Raw genomic sequence first — 16096 nt, 5'->3', positions numbered from 1 at the left:
GTGTTTTTCAGCATCGTAGACAATGATAGATGACGAAATATCAGAGTATGCAAACAGTACATTTGTTAGCATCGCTGAATCATATCACATGACTCTTTAGTCTTCCCTCCCGACTGTTAAGAGCTTCGGTATTCCTATGCGAAATTGTGGTAAACTCATTCTAGCCGGACGATCTTTGTTTCGCTTCTCCTCCAGGTCTGTTGATTAGCAAAATCTTTTATCAACCTGAGAATTCCTCGACAGCTGTACCGTACATTGCTGTACAACGGAAGAATTCTAAGTGAAACCGAGCAGTGCTGTATGCTCGATGAACGGGTTCACAGTAATCTTGTTTAAACCGCTCATAGCGGTTGTTGGAAAACAGTTTGATGAGAATCAAGTTCATTGGCTTCAAAATCGAAAGTCTCAATCCAGTCCATGGCAAACCTGCACTTAGCTTCTTTGATGTAATTTCCCATGGAACATCGTTTGTTGTAAAAACGCCACAAATTGAGCGCTTCCTACTCGAGGTTGGTGACGATTGGTGTGTATCGAAATCCGTATTAAAGATTAGATTTAGAGCATCTGGCCGTCATCCACCACCTGTGTTTGGCATTATGATCTCAACACGATGAGGGTTCTTCCAGAAGATCGCTTGGTAGGTGACCGTCATGCCTTCTTCATCATCGACGTACCATTTCCAGTAACGACAGGCGGCATCTTCCGCAGCGAGACGTTTCGTTGATGCTGGCAAGTCCTGTAGCGCTTTCTCAGGCTTGATTTTTCGAGGTGCTTGAGGAATATTTCGAATCTGCCGAAGTTGGTTGCATTTTGCGATGTACATTCGGTCTTGATTTTGTGGATAGGTGTGGTAGACTTCACCTTAAAGGTGCTCCTTTTTTGGTAGGTCATGTTCTTATCAAACAAAATTCTACCAAAGATGAGGAGCGCTTTCCTTATTTACAGAGAATGTTACTCTTGATAATCAGGATGAATATTGTTGCTATGGAAGACGATAAACTTATTTTTAAAATGCCTTCCTACCATTTAGTTTTTCAAAATATAAGGAACATTCCTGCAATGAAAAAAGAGTGTTTTCTTGGCATACATAGTACAGGGTGTCTCATGATCCATGACCCTGAATTCAATAAAACCAAGGAGTGAACTTGGATGGGTTGGTTATTTTTTGTATTAAGGCAGCGATCATTTTTATATTTGATGCTTTTAATCAATACAGCAGGAACAATTTATGGTTATATTTGGTATAAACAGCAGCTTTCCGAAACACCGCCACAGTTTATTGCGTTTGTTCCTGACAGTCCAACCGCTAGTTTGTTCTTTGTTTTCGTTTTGATTGGGTTTCTTGTTGGGAAGCATTTTAAATTGTTTGAAGCACTAGCGATGATTACGCTATTTAAATATGGAATTTGGGCGGTTGCCATGAACCTGTTTGTATATTTGGAAACGGGTGTTTTATCCATTTACGGAATGATGCTCATTTTGTCCCATTTAGGAATGGCAATAGAAGGGCTGTTGTATGCACCGTATTATCGGTTTGAAATGAAGCACTTGATGCTGGCCTCCATATGGACGCTTCACAATGAAATTATTGATTACGTTTTTGATATGATGCCTCAATATAGCGTTTTAAATCAATATTCTGCGCTAATCGGTTACTTTACGTTTTGGCTGAGTATTATTTCCATTGCGATCGCTTATTTTTTTGTTATAAAAAATCAAACATACAAATTTGAATTGAAAGAATTGTAAGAAACATGGTCTACTCTTGTCCACTCTTGAATAACTATTACTAGTAGTTATAGGGGGGACAAGAATGAAAAAATGGATCAGTACGTTGATTGTTCTCTTGCTTTTTTTCCTGCTTCAAATACCGATCAATGCAAAAGAAAAAAACAATTGGGAAACATTGGATGTCATGACGAATTATGCGTGGCAGCTTTCAAAGCAAAAAAAGTTTGATGAAGCGAAGCAGCTGTTATTATTTCTTGAAAACGAATTTAAAGAAAATAATGTTGAAAACCGCTTATCAATAAATGAGCTTCGGGTCATTTCTGCTTCTTACGAAAAAGCGTTGGATGCCGTTGAGAACGATGGAATGAGCTATGAAGATCGGATCGACAAAGTCACTCAATTCCGGCTTGTTGTTGATGCAATTCTGTCTGAACACCAGCCGCTCTGGAGCACAATGGAAGAACCGATCATGACGACATTTGCAGAATTAAAAACGGAAATGGAAAAAGAGGATTGGGCGGCTTTTCAGCATGAGTGGAATCGTTTTTTGTCACTGTACTCCGTTATTTATCCAAGCCTTACCGTTGATGTTGACAGCAAAAACATTGATAAGATTGAAACACATATTTCAGCAGTAAGCGACAAAATGTTTTTTGAAATTTCGAAAAAGACAAGACAGAAGCATATGATGGAAATCGAAAAAGACTTAAAAAACATTTTTGATCGCGTCAAAAACGACGAAGCAGATCCATCATTGTTATGGGTGATGTTTTCAACGGGCAGCGTCATTTTTATTGCACTAGCTTATACAGGATGGAAAAAATACAAAGGAGAAAAAACAGATAAAAGAAAAGAGAACTAGAGTGCGGGGCTGTCTAATAAGTCGTTTTTTGGCTTATTGACAGCCCCCTTTATGTTTTAGAAACGTTGATATATCGATGTTTATGATTTTTTGTTTTCAAAAGGGATTTGACTTTCTGGACAGCCCCTGTCAGTGCTTAAACAAGTTTTTGTTTTCATGAAGGGTAAATCCTTCTTGAGCATCATAAACATCGTTGACGACAAGAAACGCGTTAGTGCTCAATCGGATTTTTATTTTCATCAAGGGTAAAGCCTTCACCGAGTACATCATGAACGTCGCTGACGACAACAAACGCATGAGGGTCGACAGCTGTAATAACTTGTTTCAGCTTGACAAATTCATTTTTGGCAACGACGCAATATAAAATATTCCGATTCTGTTTTGTAAACGAACCTTGTCCTTTTAAAATGGTCACTCCGCGATCCATATCCTTCATGATTTTTTCGGCAATTTCCTCATGTTTCTCCGATATGATGGTCGCTGCTTTTGCTCTATAGGCACCTTCCTGAATAAAATCAATGACTCTTGTTCCGATAAAAACAGCCACTAATGTGTACATGGCTTCGCGATAGGATAAATAAAAAATGGACGATAAAGTGATCACGCACGCGTCAAATAAAAACATTGTTTTTCCCATGCTGATGCCGAAAAATTTATAAACAAGACGAGCAATGATATCAACTCCACCTGTTGTTCCGCCATAGCGAAAAATAATCCCTAGTCCAACGCCGATGAAAACTCCTGCAAACAGAGCCGCCAATGTTAAATCTTCATGTAGAGGAATATGAAATGGATGCAGCTGAAAAATCCATAAAAAGAACGAAACCGAAATCGTTCCAATTAATGTATACAAAAAAGTCGTCTTCCCTAAAAGCTTCCATCCAATAAAAAAAATGGGTACATTCAATACAAGATTGGAAATAGAGGGGTTGATTTGAAACAAAAAAAATAAAAGGAGCGTAATACCAGTAAAACCGCCTTCAGCTAAATTGTTTTGCATATTAAAATGAACGAGTCCAAACGAGAAAATAGCGGATCCGAGCAATATAAAAAAGAGGTTTTTCAATTTAAAAGGCAACAAACTCCCACCTCCTATTTTTTTCGATGTTTTTAATTATAATGGATCAGATTGTATGTTACAATTCAATCGACATTTCTTTTCATTGTCAAATGGTAAGGAATTAGCTAACATGAAAGAGAAGACAAATGAGGTGGTTGCCTAATGGAACGTAAAACAATTAAAGACCTGCAAAAAGAAGTAGATGATTACATATCCCAATTTAAGGAAGGCTATTTCAGCCCGCTGGCGATGCTTGCGCGATTAACAGAAGAGCTTGGTGAGCTTGCAAGAGAAATTAATCATTACTATGGGGAAAAGCCAAAAAAAGAAACGGAGAAAGAGAAAGAAATTGAAGAGGAAATTGGCGATTTATTGTTTGTCATCATTTGCTTGGCCAATTCTTTAAACATTGATCTTGAGAAGGCGCACGATCGCGTCATGCATAAATTTCAAACTAGAGATCGAAACAGATGGACAAAAAAATAGAAAGGTGATGGAATAATGGAACAAATTAAGATCGTCATTGCCGGCCCAAGAGGACGCATGGGGCAAGAGGCAGTAAAACTGGTAAATGAAACAGAGCATTTTACACTTTCAGCTGTACTAGACAAAATAAATGATGGCGAATGGTTTCAAGATCAAGTCCGCACCTATACAAACCCTGAGCAATGCTTTGCAGAAACATCGCCAGACGTGTTGATTGATTTGACAACACCAGAGGTTGGAAAAATACATACAAAGCTTGCGCTGGAGCACGGTGTCCGCCCTGTAGTAGGAACTACCGGCTTTCAGGAAGAAGACTTGCAGGAATTGAGAAAATTAGCGGAAGAAAAAGGAATCGGGGCAATTATCGCGCCAAATTTTGCGATTGGAGCTGTACTGATGATGAAATTTGCAAAAATGGCGGCCAGATACTTCCCTGATGTTGAAATCATCGAAATGCATCATGATAAAAAGCTTGATGCACCTTCTGGAACTGGAATCAAAACGGCTGAAATGATTTATGAAGTTCGCGGAAATAAAAAGCAAGGACATCCGGAGGAAAAGGAAACGATCAAAGGAGCAAGAGGCGGCGAATGGAATGGCATTCATATCCACAGCGTTCGTCTTCCAGGGTTAGTGGCTCATCAAGAGGTTTTGTTTGGCGGTGACGGTCAAACGCTGAAAATTCGCCATGATTCCTATAATCGTGCGTCTTTTATGTCAGGAGTAAAGCTTTCCGTTGAAACCGTGATGAAGATCGATACGCTCGTTTACGGGTTGGAAAACATTATTGAATGAGGGGGAAATATATGAAGATTGCACTCATTGCTCACGATAAGAAAAAGGACGATATGGTTCAATTTACTATTGCTTATAAACATATATTAGAAAAGCATGATTTATTTGCAACAGGCACAACAGGCTTAAGAATACAGGAAGCAACTGGACTGAAAATTCACCGCTTCCAATCCGGTCCGCTTGGAGGCGACCAAGAAATTGGTGCATTAGTCGCGAAAAACGAAATGGATGCCGTCTTCTTTTTTCGCGACCCGCTGACTGCCCAGCCTCATGAACCGGACGTTTCTGCCCTTATCCGCCTATGCGATGTGTATGCAATCCCCCTGGCAACCAATATGGGCACTGCGGAAATATTAGTAAAGGGGCTTGAACGGGGAGATTTTACATGGAGAAACATCATCCACGAGAAAAATTGAGCAGAAATCATAGTTTTGAAAATATCCTTTCCTGGTGATAATGAATGAAAAAATTGAAAATTGGCATTACTTGCTACCCGTCTGTTGGAGGATCAGGCGTGGTGGCGACAGAGCTTGGAAAATTGCTTGCAGAAAGAGGGCATGAAATTCACTTTATTTCCTCCAGCATGCCATTCAGGCTGAATAAGGTTTATCACAACATTTATTTTCATGAAGTGGAAGTAAATCAATACTCTGTTTTTAAATATCCTCCATATGATCTCGCTTTATCCAGCAAAATTGCCGAAGTCATTGAGAGGGAAAATTTAGATATTTTGCACGTTCATTATGCTGTGCCTCATGCGATTTGCGCTTTTTTGGCTAAACAAATGGTTGGGGGAAAAATAAAAATCGTCACAACTCTTCATGGTACTGATATTACTGTGCTAGGATATGATCCGACGCTCTCCATAGCGATCAAATTTGGGATTGAAGCTTCGGACCGCGTTACAGCCGTATCAAAGGCGCTCGTTGAACAAACATATGATTTATTGGAGCCTAAAAAAGAAATTGAAACGGTTTACAATTTTATTGATGAACGAATTTATCATAAAAAACATTTGCCTTCATTAAAAAGAGAGTACGGGATTCAAGATGATGAAAAAGTGCTTATACACGTATCAAATTTTCGGCAAGTGAAGCGAGTTCCTGATGTCGTCAAAGCATTTGCCCTCATCCGACAGGAAGTCCCATCGAAGCTGTTGCTGGTCGGCGACGGACCGGAAGTGTCGATTGTCATGAAATTAGTGAAACAGCTGCAATTGGAAGATCATGTGCTGTTTTTGGGGAAGCAAGAAAACTTAGATCAATTGTATTCCATCAGTGATTTAAAATTGCTGCTGTCAGAAAAAGAAAGCTTTGGATTAGTTTTATTGGAAGCGATGGCTTGCGGAGTTCCCTGTATTGGAACGAGGATCGGCGGCATACCGGAAGTAATTGAAGATCATAAAACAGGCTATATTGTTGAGCTTGGCGATATTGAGGATACCGCCGAAAAATCGATTCGCTTATTGGAAGATCAAACACTTCATCAAAAAATGTCAGAAAATGCGATACTGCTTGTCAGAGAAAAATTTCATTCTGAAAAAATTGTGTCAACATATGAGCAAATTTATTTTGAATTACTATCTGAAGGAGTTCCAACATGAAAGCAGAATTTGTGGAGGCAATACCGATTATAGAACAATTAAATGAGCATGGCCATGAAGCGTATTTTGTCGGCGGTTCTGTTCGTGATTTATTGCTGAATCGGAAGATCGGGGATATCGACATTGCCACATCAGCAAAGCCTGATGAGATTCAAAAAATTTTTCCGAAAACAATTGATGTTGGGGTGCAGCATGGTACAGTCATCGTTCTTCATAATGGAAAGCCGTATGAAGTGACGACTTTTCGGACGGAAGGGGAATACGAAGAGTATCGAAGACCTAAATATGTCCGTTTTGTCAGCTCGCTGCAAGAAGATTTAAAGCGGCGCGATTTTACAATTAATGCTTTGGCGATGGACAAAAACGGGCGCATTTTAGATTATGTCAATGGCATGGAAGATTTAGAAAACCGCATGATTCGTACAGTGGGAGATCCGTATGAACGCTTTTCCGAAGATGCGTTAAGAATGCTGCGCGCTTTAAGATTTGTCAGCCAATTGTCCTTTCGGCTTGAAGAAAAAACTTTGCAAGCCATAACCGTTTGGCATAAGCTTCTTCAGAACATATCGATCGAGCGAATAACTGCTGAATTTGAAAAGCTTCTGGCTGGAGCTTCCGCAAATGATGCGATACAACTATTAACTCTTACGAATGTTTATCAACATATGCCTGGATTAAAACAAAAGAAAGAACAGTTGCACAAGCTGCTCAGCTATCCAATGCATAATTTGTGTGAGCGGGAAGAATACTGGACTGTTTTGTTATTCGTTTTAGAAACGGATGATGGTGAATCATTTATGCGGAATTGGAAGCTTCCTAGAAGGGTGATCAAAAAAGTATGCAGACATCTTGAGTTGCTCAATTGTCTCTTCGAGAAAGACTGGACAGCCTTTCTTTTATATAAGACAGGGCTTGAGGATGCTCTTCAGCTGGAAAGAATAAGGCAGGTGCTGCAAAAAGAAAAAAACGAAGAAGCCATTCAGAAACTGCAAAAGTCTTACGAACAGCTTCCAATCCATTCTAGAAAAGAATTGGCCGTAACGGGGAATGACATTTTAAACATCGTGCCGAAAAAGCCGGGCAAATGGGTGGAGGAATATTTAACGCTGGTTGAACAACAGGTTGTCAATGGATTGATTGAAAATAATAGCGGCGAAATAAAGGAGTGGTTAAAAAATTGCAATCAGAAATTAGGCGAAAGCTGTTAGCAGCTTTTTCTGAAGCTGATGGAGGATATGTTTCAGGCCAAAAAATCAGCGAATTGCTCGGTTGTTCAAGAACGGCAGTATGGAAGCATATTGAGGAATTGAGGAAGGAAGGATTTGTCCTCGAGGCGGTGCGAAGAAAGGGGTACAGAATAGTCAAGACGCCGGAAAAAATTACAGCCAACGAAATACAATTAGGTCTGCAAACGGATTTTATAGGACAAAACATTGTATATTACGATACGGTTGATTCTACTCAAAAAATTGCCCATGAATTGTCGCAGAAAGGTGCTGAGGAGGGAACGCTCGTAGTTGCGGATGAACAGACAGGCGGAAGAGGGAGAATGGCTAGAGTATGGTATTCGCCAAAAGGTACAGGGATTTGGATGAGCATCATTTTGCGGCCGAACATACCTTTACAGAAAACTCCTCAGCTTACTTTATTGACAGCCGTTGCTCTCGTAGAAGGGATTGAAGAGGCAACAGGGCTTTCTCCGACCATTAAATGGCCCAATGACATTTTGATTAATGGAAAAAAAGCAGTCGGAATTTTAACAGAGCTTGAGGCGGAAGCTGATCAAGTGCATTCGGTGATCATCGGCATCGGTATTAATGTAAATCAGCAAATTGATGAATTTCCTGAAGCGATTCGCAATACCGCCACCTCCATAGCGATTGAAAAGGGAGAGAAAATTCATCGCGCCCTTATCATTCAAAAGTTTCTCGAACGTTTTGAAAAATGGTATACTACATATTTAGAGCATGGATTTAAACCGATTAAGCTTTTATGGGAAAGCTATTCCATTAGTTTAAACAAAACGATCCATGCCCGGACATTATCCGGAACAGTTGTCGGCAAGGCTCTTGGCATTAATGAAGAAGGGGCGCTTCTCATTGAAACTTCTGAAGGAAAAATAGAAAAAGTGTATTCAGCAGATATTGATATCAAATAAATATATTTTACAATGAAATTTTGTTATACTTAACGAAAGGGCAGTATCCTGTTTGGAACTGCACCAAAAAAGTTTCATGTTGTCATTATTAAAAGATTGATTCTGCCTTGATCCAAAAGGACTGGGACAGAGGGATGAAGAAGCCGATAATAAGGAAATGGTAAAAATCCTTCTTTCTCAGTGAAAGAAGGTTTTTTTGATCGGTTCGTTCTTACCCTCTGCAACTACAAAAGAGGGGGAGTTTTTATGAAAACAAAGCTGGATTTTATTCAAATGAAACAAAAGCAAGAGCCAATCGTGATGATGACGGCGTACGATTATCCGTCCGCTAAGCTTGCTGAACAGGCAAATGTTGATATGATCCTTGTCGGCGATTCGCTTGGAATGGTCGTTTTAGGGTATGATTCAACCGTACCTGTAACGGTGGAAGATATGATTCACCACACGAAGGCTGTAAAACGCGGAGCAAAAAATACATTTGTTGTGACGGATATGCCCTTTATGTCGTATCATATTTCGACAGAAGACACGCTGCAAAATGCAAAGAAAATGGTGCAGCAAAGCGGGGCAGATGCCTTAAAGGTGGAAGGGCCTGTTTTTGACGTCATATCTCTGTTAACAAATGCCGGCATTCCTGTTGTTGCCCACCTCGGACTGACTCCTCAGTCAGTAGGTGTATTAGGCGGATATAAAGTACAAGGAAAAGAAGCGAAAAGTGCAGAAAAGCTGCTGCTAGATGCGAAAAAATGCGAACAGGCTGGCGCGATTGCCATTGTATTGGAATGCATCCCGTTTCAGCTGGCGGAAAAAATAACAAAAGAGCTGTCCATTCCAACCATCGGCATCGGCGCAGGAAAATATACAGATGGACAAGTGTTAGTGTTTCATGATTTGATTGGATTTGGAGTGGAAAGAGTGCCGAAGTTTGTTAAACAATATGCAAATGTAAATGAAAGCATTGTAAAAGCGATTGAAGCTTATAAAGATGAAGTGAAAAATCGGGACTTTCCATCGTTGGATCATTCGTTCCGCATGAATGAAGAGGAACTTGCAAGCTTATATGGAGGAAAAGGAAAATGAAAATCGTCACTACAATAGAGGAAATAAAAAAAGAAATCGATCTCAAGAAAAAAGAAGGAAAAACGATAGGGTTCGTGCCAACGATGGGATATTTGCATGAAGGTCATTTATCATTGGTTGAACGGGCCAAACAGGAAAACGACGTAACGGTGATGAGCGTTTTTGTGAATCCGCTTCAATTTGGACCGAATGAAGACTATCAAACATACCCTCGCGATATCAAACGCGACGAAGAGCTGGCAAGACAAAAAGGGGTTGACCTTTTTTTCGCGCCGACAAAAGAAGAAATGTATCCGGAAGAACCTGCTGTCACAGTAAAAGTGACGAAGCGCGTTGACGTTTTGTGCGGAAAATCAAGACCGGGACATTTTGACGGAGTGGCAACGGTTTTAACAAAGCTGTTTCACATCATAACTCCAGACAGAGCCTATTTCGGATTGAAGGATGCCCAGCAAGTTGCCGTTGTTGCAGCACTTATAAAAGATCTTAATTTCCCAATTGAAATTGTTCCGGTGGAAACGGTTCGTGAAGAGGACGGATTGGCCAAAAGCTCTCGAAACGTACGATTAGACGAACAGGAACGAAAAGAAGCCGTTCATTTATATCAATCGTTATTAATGGCAAAAGAAATGGTTGAGAACAAAGTGCATGATCAAGAAGCCATCATCGAAAAAATGAGAGCGTATATAACGGAAAAGACGAGCGGAGAAATTGATTATATAGATATTTTGACTTATCCTGACTTGAAAAAACCAAACGCACTTACGGGAAAAATTATCGTTGCGATTGCTGTAAAATTTAAGCATGCTAGGCTGATCGATAATATTATTATCGATTTGACCTAAAGGGGGGTTCATACATGTTTCGTATGATAATGAACGGAAAAATTCATCGTGCAAGGGTGACGGAAGCAAATTTGAACTATGTCGGTTCCGTTACGATCGACCAGGATATTTTAGATGCCGTTGGGATTGTCCCGAATGAAAAAGTGCAAATCGTGAATAATAATAATGGCGAACGCTTTGAAACGTATGTGATTCCTGGAAAAAGAGGAAGCGGTGTCATTTGTTTAAACGGTGCGGCTGCCCGGCTTGTTCAGGTCGGTGATGTGGTCATTATCATTTCCTATAAGCTTGTGCATGAAGATCAATTAAAAAACCACCGTCCAACGATAGCCATCATGAATGAAAACAATGAAATCATCGAGTTAATTAAAGAGGAACCGGCGAACACGATTATGTGATAAACAAGGGTCAGGCTCTTAAGCTTTCGATAGGGCTTGACCTATTTTCTATTGCGGACGTAATTGGCCATAACTTTTCTGTACATATAGAAAAAAGAGGAGCGGCGATGGCTCCTCAAAAAATTAGGTGTGGACTAGGAGAAATTTTATTTAGTGTGAGCCGTAAAGCTGTTATAATGGGTACAGATAACAACATATTGCTGTTGTATCTGTATTGTTTCCTGGATGCTTTGTAAGTATGAATTACAAATTTTGTTTTTGTAAAGGAGGAAGCTGACATGGAAAGCAAAATCGAAATTATATCTTCCGTTACGGTTGAGCATTCCGACGATTTGTATAAAATAGTTGATTTGCTAAATCGGACATTAAAAAGAGAACATTTATTATTCGGATTAGCCCTTGACAGCAAAGATCCAAATAAAGCGGTTTTTACTATTTATAGAACATAATCGGTGATCATAATGAAAGGAAAAATTTTTATTTCTTTTATATGCGCTCTTATCTTTTTAGTGGTGACGTTTGCTTTTCTTTATAATAGTGCAAAAGAAGATAAAACAAAAGGACACGAAACAGCTATACAAGCTGCGAAGGAGCATGGCTTTGCATCGATCGATGAAGTCAACACATTTTATAATCGAAATGTTTACTATATCATTCAAGGGAAAAATAAAAAAGGCGAAAAAATTATCGGCTGGATGAAAAAGGGGAACACGGATAAAATTTTAATTAAAAAAGCGAAGGAAGGCTTGAGCAAAGACGACGTACTTCAATTGATTCAAAACATTGACAACAGCAAGCCGAAGAAAATAAAGAAAATCATGCTTGGGTATGATGATACAGATTCGAAAAAATGGGATATACCGGTTTGGGAGGTCCAATATATTGACCAACAAAACCGTTATACATATTTTATTGTTAGCTTTACGGATGACAGAGTTTATAAAATGTACAGCATTAAGCAATAAGAAGGGAGCATTGTAAAAGTGAATTTATCTAAACGCGTATCAACTTTAACACCTTCATCTACACTGGCGATCACTGCAAAAGCAAAAGAATTGAAAGCAGCCGGGCATGATGTGATTGGTCTTGGGGCAGGCGAGCCGGATTTTAACACTCCTGATCATATTTTAGACGCTGCAGAAAAAGCGATGAAAGAAGGACATACGAAGTATACGCCTTCTGGAGGACTTATATCATTGAAAGAGGCAATTATAGAAAAATTTAAAAAAGACCAGCATTTAGAATATAAACCGTCTGAAATTATTGTTTCAACAGGCGCTAAACACGCTTTATATACATTGTTCCAAGCTATTCTTGACGATGGTGATGAAGTGATCATTCCTTCTCCATACTGGGTAAGCTATCCGGAACAAGTGAAGCTTGCAGGCGGAGCTCCAGTATTTGTAGAGGGAAGGGAAGAAAATCAATTTAAAATTACGCCTGATCAGCTGCAGCAAGCGATCACAAACAAAACAAAAGCGGTTATTATCAATTCTCCGAGCAACCCGACCGGCATGATCTATACGCGGGATGAGTTGAAAGAATTGGCGGAGGTTTGCCTTAGCCATGATCTTATTATCGTTTCCGATGAAATTTATGAAAAATTAGTATACGGAGAAAATGAACATGTGTCCATCGCTCAAATTTCTCCTGAAGTAAAAGAAAAAACAATTATTATTAATGGTGTATCGAAATCCCATTCAATGACAGGATGGAGAATTGGTTATGCGGCGGGCAATGAGCGCATTATTCAAGCTATGACGAACCTAGCGAGCCACAGCACTTCAAATCCGACTTCAATTGCTCAATATGCTGCGATCGCGGCGTATGAGGGACCTCAAGAACCGGTCGAAATAATGAGAAGAGCTTTTGAAGACCGTTTAAATATCATTTACGAAAAACTTGTGCAAATACCTGGTTTCTCGTGCATTAAACCACAAGGAGCATTTTATTTATTTCCAAATGCAAAAGAAGCAGCAGAGATAACAGGTTTTCGTAATGTTGACGAATTTGTCGAGGCGCTCTTGGAAGAGGAAAAGGTAGCGCTAGTACCAGGAAGCGGCTTCGGTGCTCCAGATAATGTAAGATTATCGTATGCGACATCGCTAGAACTTTTAAATAAAGCGATTGAACGTATTGATCGCTTTGTCAACAATCATAAACAGTAAAGATTGTCAATAGCCGGTGGTTCAGCCGGCTTTTTCGCTGGTTTCCTTTATTGAAAAAAAAGGAATAACATATGTATAATAGAAAGCATCGAATAAAAAGGCGGTTTCATATGGAGGGTAAAGCTGTGAAAACAACAATTTCAAATGTTAAAAACCATGTCGGAGAACAAGTAACAATCGGCTGCTGGTTGGCGAATAAGCGATCAAGCGGAAAAATTGCTTTTTTGCAGCTTCGGGATGGAACAGGCTTTATTCAAGGGGTTGTTGAAAAATCGAAGGTGGATGAAGAAATATTTAAAAAAGCAAAACAACTCACACAAGAAAGCTCTTTGTATGTCACAGGAGTTGTGAGAGTGGATGAACGTTCACCTTTTGGATATGAGCTTGGCGTTGAAAATATAGAAATTATTCATGAAGCAAGCGATTATCCGATTACGCCGAAAGAACACGGTACTGAATTTTTAATGGACAATCGCCACCTTTGGCTTCGATCAAAGCGCCAGCACGCCATTATGAAAGTGCGCAACGAACTCATCCGTGCCACTTATGAATTTTTTAATGATCAAGGGTTTGTCAAAGTGGATCCCCCTATTTTGACCGGAAGTGCGCCTGAAGGAACGACGGAATTGTTTCATACGAAATATTTTGATGAAGATGCTTACCTTTCGCAGAGTGGTCAGCTGTATATGGAAGCAGCTGCTATGGCCTTAGGCAAAGTATTTTCATTCGGGCCGACATTCCGGGCTGAAAAATCGAAAACGCGCCGTCATTTAATTGAATTTTGGATGATTGAACCGGAAATGGCGTTTTATCAATTTGAAGACAACTTGCAGCTGCAGGAGCAGTACGTTTCCCATATTGTGCAATCGGTATTAAAAAATTGTTCACTTGAATTGAAAACATTAGAACGTGACATTTCCAAGCTGGAGCAGGTTGTTCCTCCGTTTTCGAAAATAACATACGACGACGCTATCGCGCTGCTGCATAAGAAAGGATTCAACGACATCGCATGGGGGGACGATTTTGGTTCGCCGCATGAAACAGCGATCGCGGAAAGCTTTGATAAACCAGTTTTCATTACACATTATCCGACAAGCTTAAAACCTTTTTATATGCAGCCTGATCCAAATCGACCAGAGGTTGTTCTGTGCGCGGATTTAATCGCTCCTGAAGGGTATGGAGAAATCATCGGCGGATCTGAACGCATCCATGATTATCACTTATTAAAAAAACGTCTTGAAGAGCATCATCTGGACGAAGCAGCTTATAAATGGTATCTTGAGCTGCGGCAATACGGATCCGTACCTCATTCCGGCTTCGGCCTTGGACTTGAACGAACTGTTGCTTGGATATGCGGTGTCGAACATGTTCGTGAAACGATTCCATTTCCGCGTTTATTAAATCGTTTATATCCGTAAACTGCATGAAGCCTCCTATCTTCAGGAGGTTTCGTTTTTCAGCCATGCATTCTGAAGCCATGAATGGCCGCAATCATGGTATACTTATTTTGAGGTGTCGAAATATGAAGAAAAAACAGTTCACCGAATTAGTGGAAGATGGATCACTGACCGTTCCCAATATACTGCTGCGGAATTATGCCGATTTAGGTTTGTCAGAAAAAGAATTTGTTCTCCTTTTGCACGTACATTCCCACATTCAAAAAGGAAATGCTTTTCCAACTCCTACAGAACTTTCCGACCATATGACAATCACAACGGCGGAATGTGTCAAATTGCTTCGGAGTTTAGTTCAGAGAGGTTTTTTAACGATAGAGGAATTTGAGCAAAACGGGATGATTTATGAGAAATATTCTTTAAAACAGCTATGGGAAAAGTTGTATGATGTAGTCGTCATGGACCAAGATCAAGAAAAAGTAGAAAAGGAAAATCAATTATACACCATCTTTGAACAAGAATTTGGACGACCTCTTTCCCCGATTGAGTGCGAAACGTTAGCTTTTTGGATCGACCAAGATCATCATGATCCCGATATTATCATTTCTGCATTAAGGGAAGCGGTGATCTCCGGAAAATTAAATTTTCGATATATTGATCGGATTTTATTTGAATGGAAGAAGAATGGAATCAAAACAATTGAACAAGCTAAAAAGCATTCACAAAAATTTCATGAATTCAATCAAAAACAAAAGCAGTCTACTCAAGGGGAGCAAGAATATAAAAGGAAGGTGCCTTTCTACAACTGGCTGGAAAACTAAAATTTTTTTCCTCGTTCAAGCTGATTGAAAGGTGATGGTACATGCTATCAAAAAAGAAAGTAAAAGAATGCTTAGAGGTTATCGGGAAAATGTTTCCTGATGCTCATTGCGAGCTTGTGCACAGCAATCCTTTTGAACTGGTCATTGCTGTCGTTTTGTCTGCTCAATGCACGGATGCGTTAGTCAATAAAGTAACAAAAAATTTGTTTCAAAAATATAAAACACCTGATGATTATTTGTCTGTCCCGTTGGAGGAATTAGAACAAGATATTCGCTCCATCGGCCTTTACCGTAACAAAGCGAAAAATATTCAAAAATTATGCAAAATGTTAATTGAAGAATTTGACCGAAAAGTGCCGGAAACTAGAGAGGAATTAATGAGCCTTCCTGGAGTAGGAAGGAAAACGGCAAACGTTGTTTTATCTGTTGCGTTTGGAAAACCTGCCATCGCCGTCGATACACACGTTGAACGGGTGTCGAAGCGGCTCGGAATTTGCCGTTGGAAGGATTCTGTATTGGAAGTGGAAAAAACATTGATGGAAAAAGTTCCTGAGGACGAATGGGGAATCACCCACCATCGGCTTATTTTTTTTGGAAGGTATCATTGCAAAGCCCAATCACCAAAGTGTCATGAATGTCCTCTTCTTTATTTGTGCAGAGAAGGGGAAAAAAGAATGAAAGGAAAGGCATAAAAA

19 protein-coding genes are annotated in these 16096 nt (G+C 39.7%); 17 read left to right on the top strand and 2 right to left on the bottom strand.

Annotated features, from left to right (window positions below; translation table 11 throughout):
- Nucleotides 1-571: 571 nt before the first annotated feature.
- Nucleotides 572-823, bottom strand: a complete 252-nt coding sequence (locus NSS70_RS13085; protein ID WP_339196705.1) for a hypothetical protein — start codon at nucleotides 821-823, stop codon at nucleotides 572-574.
- A gap of 326 nt (nucleotides 824-1149) precedes the next feature.
- Here NSS70_RS13085 and NSS70_RS13080 point away from each other — a divergent pair, with 326 nt between their 5' ends.
- Nucleotides 1150-1749, top strand: coding sequence for a DUF1405 domain-containing protein (locus NSS70_RS13080; RefSeq protein ID WP_066251898.1), 600 nt, complete (start codon nucleotides 1150-1152; stop codon nucleotides 1747-1749).
- A gap of 64 nt (nucleotides 1750-1813) precedes the next feature.
- Nucleotides 1814-2593 carry a sporulation protein YpjB gene (gene ypjB / locus NSS70_RS13075; protein ID WP_339196702.1) on the top strand — a complete coding sequence of 260 codons (780 nt, stop codon included), beginning with the start codon at nucleotides 1814-1816 and terminating at the stop codon, nucleotides 2591-2593.
- A gap of 211 nt (nucleotides 2594-2804) precedes the next feature.
- On the opposite strand, the gene NSS70_RS13070 is transcribed toward ypjB, so the two are convergent.
- A complete protein-coding gene (locus NSS70_RS13070; RefSeq protein ID WP_094246122.1) occupies nucleotides 2805-3674 on the bottom strand; it encodes a YitT family protein in 870 nt (289 codons plus the stop codon).
- Nucleotides 3675-3815: 141 nt separating this feature from the next.
- Here NSS70_RS13070 and NSS70_RS13065 point away from each other — a divergent pair, with 141 nt between their 5' ends.
- From NSS70_RS13065 to nth, 15 genes are all read left to right on the top strand, one after another.
- On the top strand, nucleotides 3816-4139 hold the full coding sequence (locus tag NSS70_RS13065) for a nucleotide pyrophosphohydrolase (protein ID WP_063388560.1): 324 nt from the start codon (nucleotides 3816-3818) through the stop codon (nucleotides 4137-4139).
- Nucleotides 4140-4154: 15 nt separating this feature from the next.
- Nucleotides 4155-4934, top strand: coding sequence for a 4-hydroxy-tetrahydrodipicolinate reductase (gene dapB / locus NSS70_RS13060; RefSeq protein WP_063388559.1), 780 nt, complete (start codon nucleotides 4155-4157; stop codon nucleotides 4932-4934).
- An 11-nt stretch (nucleotides 4935-4945) separates the two neighbouring features.
- Nucleotides 4946-5350 (top strand): methylglyoxal synthase, encoded by a 405-nt coding sequence (gene mgsA / locus NSS70_RS13055; protein WP_063388558.1) that lies wholly within the window; start codon nucleotides 4946-4948, stop codon nucleotides 5348-5350.
- A gap of 44 nt (nucleotides 5351-5394) precedes the next feature.
- On the top strand, nucleotides 5395-6537 hold the full coding sequence (gene bshA, locus NSS70_RS13050; protein WP_063388557.1) for an N-acetyl-alpha-D-glucosaminyl L-malate synthase BshA: 1143 nt from the start codon (nucleotides 5395-5397) through the stop codon (nucleotides 6535-6537).
- Nucleotides 6534-7745 carry a CCA tRNA nucleotidyltransferase gene (locus tag NSS70_RS13045; protein WP_066251893.1) on the top strand — a complete coding sequence of 404 codons (1212 nt, stop codon included), beginning with the start codon at nucleotides 6534-6536 and terminating at the stop codon, nucleotides 7743-7745. Before bshA ends, NSS70_RS13045 begins: the two co-directional genes overlap by 4 nt.
- A complete protein-coding gene (locus NSS70_RS13040; protein WP_063388555.1) occupies nucleotides 7715-8695 on the top strand; it encodes a biotin--[acetyl-CoA-carboxylase] ligase in 981 nt (326 codons plus the stop codon). The genes NSS70_RS13045 and NSS70_RS13040 overlap by 31 nt, the downstream gene beginning before the upstream one ends.
- Nucleotides 8696-8941: 246 nt before the next feature.
- On the top strand, nucleotides 8942-9775 hold the full coding sequence (gene panB / locus NSS70_RS13035) for a 3-methyl-2-oxobutanoate hydroxymethyltransferase (protein ID WP_063388554.1): 834 nt from the start codon (nucleotides 8942-8944) through the stop codon (nucleotides 9773-9775).
- Nucleotides 9772-10620 carry a pantoate--beta-alanine ligase gene (gene panC, locus NSS70_RS13030; protein WP_066251888.1) on the top strand — a complete coding sequence of 283 codons (849 nt, stop codon included), beginning with the start codon at nucleotides 9772-9774 and terminating at the stop codon, nucleotides 10618-10620. The genes panB and panC overlap by 4 nt, the downstream gene beginning before the upstream one ends.
- A gap of 14 nt (nucleotides 10621-10634) precedes the next feature.
- Nucleotides 10635-11018 (top strand): aspartate 1-decarboxylase, encoded by a 384-nt coding sequence (panD, locus tag NSS70_RS13025; RefSeq protein ID WP_339210006.1) that lies wholly within the window; start codon nucleotides 10635-10637, stop codon nucleotides 11016-11018.
- 278 nt (nucleotides 11019-11296) lie between these two features.
- Nucleotides 11297-11467: a YpmA family protein gene (locus tag NSS70_RS13020; RefSeq protein WP_065095534.1), complete on the top strand. Its 171-nt coding sequence runs from the start codon at nucleotides 11297-11299 to the stop codon at nucleotides 11465-11467.
- Between the two features lie 12 nt (nucleotides 11468-11479).
- A complete protein-coding gene (locus NSS70_RS13015; protein WP_063388550.1) occupies nucleotides 11480-11983 on the top strand; it encodes a cell wall elongation regulator TseB-like domain-containing protein in 504 nt (167 codons plus the stop codon).
- Nucleotides 11984-12001: 18 nt separating this feature from the next.
- The gene (locus tag NSS70_RS13010; protein WP_063388549.1) at nucleotides 12002-13186 is read left to right on the top strand and encodes a pyridoxal phosphate-dependent aminotransferase; all 1185 of its coding nucleotides are present in this window, start codon (nucleotides 12002-12004) and stop codon (nucleotides 13184-13186) included.
- Nucleotides 13187-13311: 125 nt separating this feature from the next.
- A complete protein-coding gene (gene asnS / locus NSS70_RS13005) occupies nucleotides 13312-14604 on the top strand; it encodes an asparagine--tRNA ligase (protein WP_144598146.1) in 1293 nt (430 codons plus the stop codon).
- Between the two features lie 104 nt (nucleotides 14605-14708).
- Nucleotides 14709-15401: a DnaD domain-containing protein gene (locus tag NSS70_RS13000; RefSeq protein ID WP_063388653.1), complete on the top strand. Its 693-nt coding sequence runs from the start codon at nucleotides 14709-14711 to the stop codon at nucleotides 15399-15401.
- A gap of 41 nt (nucleotides 15402-15442) precedes the next feature.
- On the top strand, nucleotides 15443-16093 hold the full coding sequence (gene nth, locus NSS70_RS12995; RefSeq protein WP_063388548.1) for an endonuclease III: 651 nt from the start codon (nucleotides 15443-15445) through the stop codon (nucleotides 16091-16093).
- Nucleotides 16094-16096: the final 3 nt, after the last annotated feature.

The sequence above is a fragment of the Aeribacillus sp. FSL K6-2848 genome (genome assembly GCF_038004325.1).
In the GTDB taxonomy this organism is placed as follows: Bacteria; Bacillota; Bacilli; order Bacillales; family Aeribacillaceae; genus Aeribacillus; species Aeribacillus composti.
This window is presented reverse-complemented; position numbering and strand designations above follow the sequence as displayed.

What these genes read in the sequence shown, in the direction of transcription:
- NSS70_RS13085 (WP_339196705.1), bottom strand. Translation starts at nt 823, where the DNA reads ATGTACATCGCAAAATGCAACCAACTTCGGCAGATTCGAAATATTCCT.
- NSS70_RS13080 (WP_066251898.1), top strand. Translation starts at nt 1,150, where the DNA reads ATGGGTTGGTTATTTTTTGTATTAAGGCAGCGATCATTTTTATATTTG.
- ypjB (WP_339196702.1), top strand. Translation starts at nt 1,814, where the DNA reads ATGAAAAAATGGATCAGTACGTTGATTGTTCTCTTGCTTTTTTTCCTG.
- NSS70_RS13065 (WP_063388560.1), top strand. Translation starts at nt 3,816, where the DNA reads ATGGAACGTAAAACAATTAAAGACCTGCAAAAAGAAGTAGATGATTAC.
- dapB (WP_063388559.1), top strand. Translation starts at nt 4,155, where the DNA reads ATGGAACAAATTAAGATCGTCATTGCCGGCCCAAGAGGACGCATGGGG.
- mgsA (WP_063388558.1), top strand. Translation starts at nt 4,946, where the DNA reads ATGAAGATTGCACTCATTGCTCACGATAAGAAAAAGGACGATATGGTT.
- bshA (WP_063388557.1), top strand. Translation starts at nt 5,395, where the DNA reads ATGAAAAAATTGAAAATTGGCATTACTTGCTACCCGTCTGTTGGAGGA.
- NSS70_RS13045 (WP_066251893.1), top strand. Translation starts at nt 6,534, where the DNA reads ATGAAAGCAGAATTTGTGGAGGCAATACCGATTATAGAACAATTAAAT.
- panB (WP_063388554.1), top strand. Translation starts at nt 8,942, where the DNA reads ATGAAAACAAAGCTGGATTTTATTCAAATGAAACAAAAGCAAGAGCCA.
- panC (WP_066251888.1), top strand. Translation starts at nt 9,772, where the DNA reads ATGAAAATCGTCACTACAATAGAGGAAATAAAAAAAGAAATCGATCTC.
- panD (WP_339210006.1), top strand. Translation starts at nt 10,635, where the DNA reads ATGTTTCGTATGATAATGAACGGAAAAATTCATCGTGCAAGGGTGACG.
- NSS70_RS13020 (WP_065095534.1), top strand. Translation starts at nt 11,297, where the DNA reads ATGGAAAGCAAAATCGAAATTATATCTTCCGTTACGGTTGAGCATTCC.
- NSS70_RS13015 (WP_063388550.1), top strand. Translation starts at nt 11,480, where the DNA reads ATGAAAGGAAAAATTTTTATTTCTTTTATATGCGCTCTTATCTTTTTA.
- NSS70_RS13000 (WP_063388653.1), top strand. Translation starts at nt 14,709, where the DNA reads ATGAAGAAAAAACAGTTCACCGAATTAGTGGAAGATGGATCACTGACC.
- nth (WP_063388548.1), top strand. Translation starts at nt 15,443, where the DNA reads ATGCTATCAAAAAAGAAAGTAAAAGAATGCTTAGAGGTTATCGGGAAA.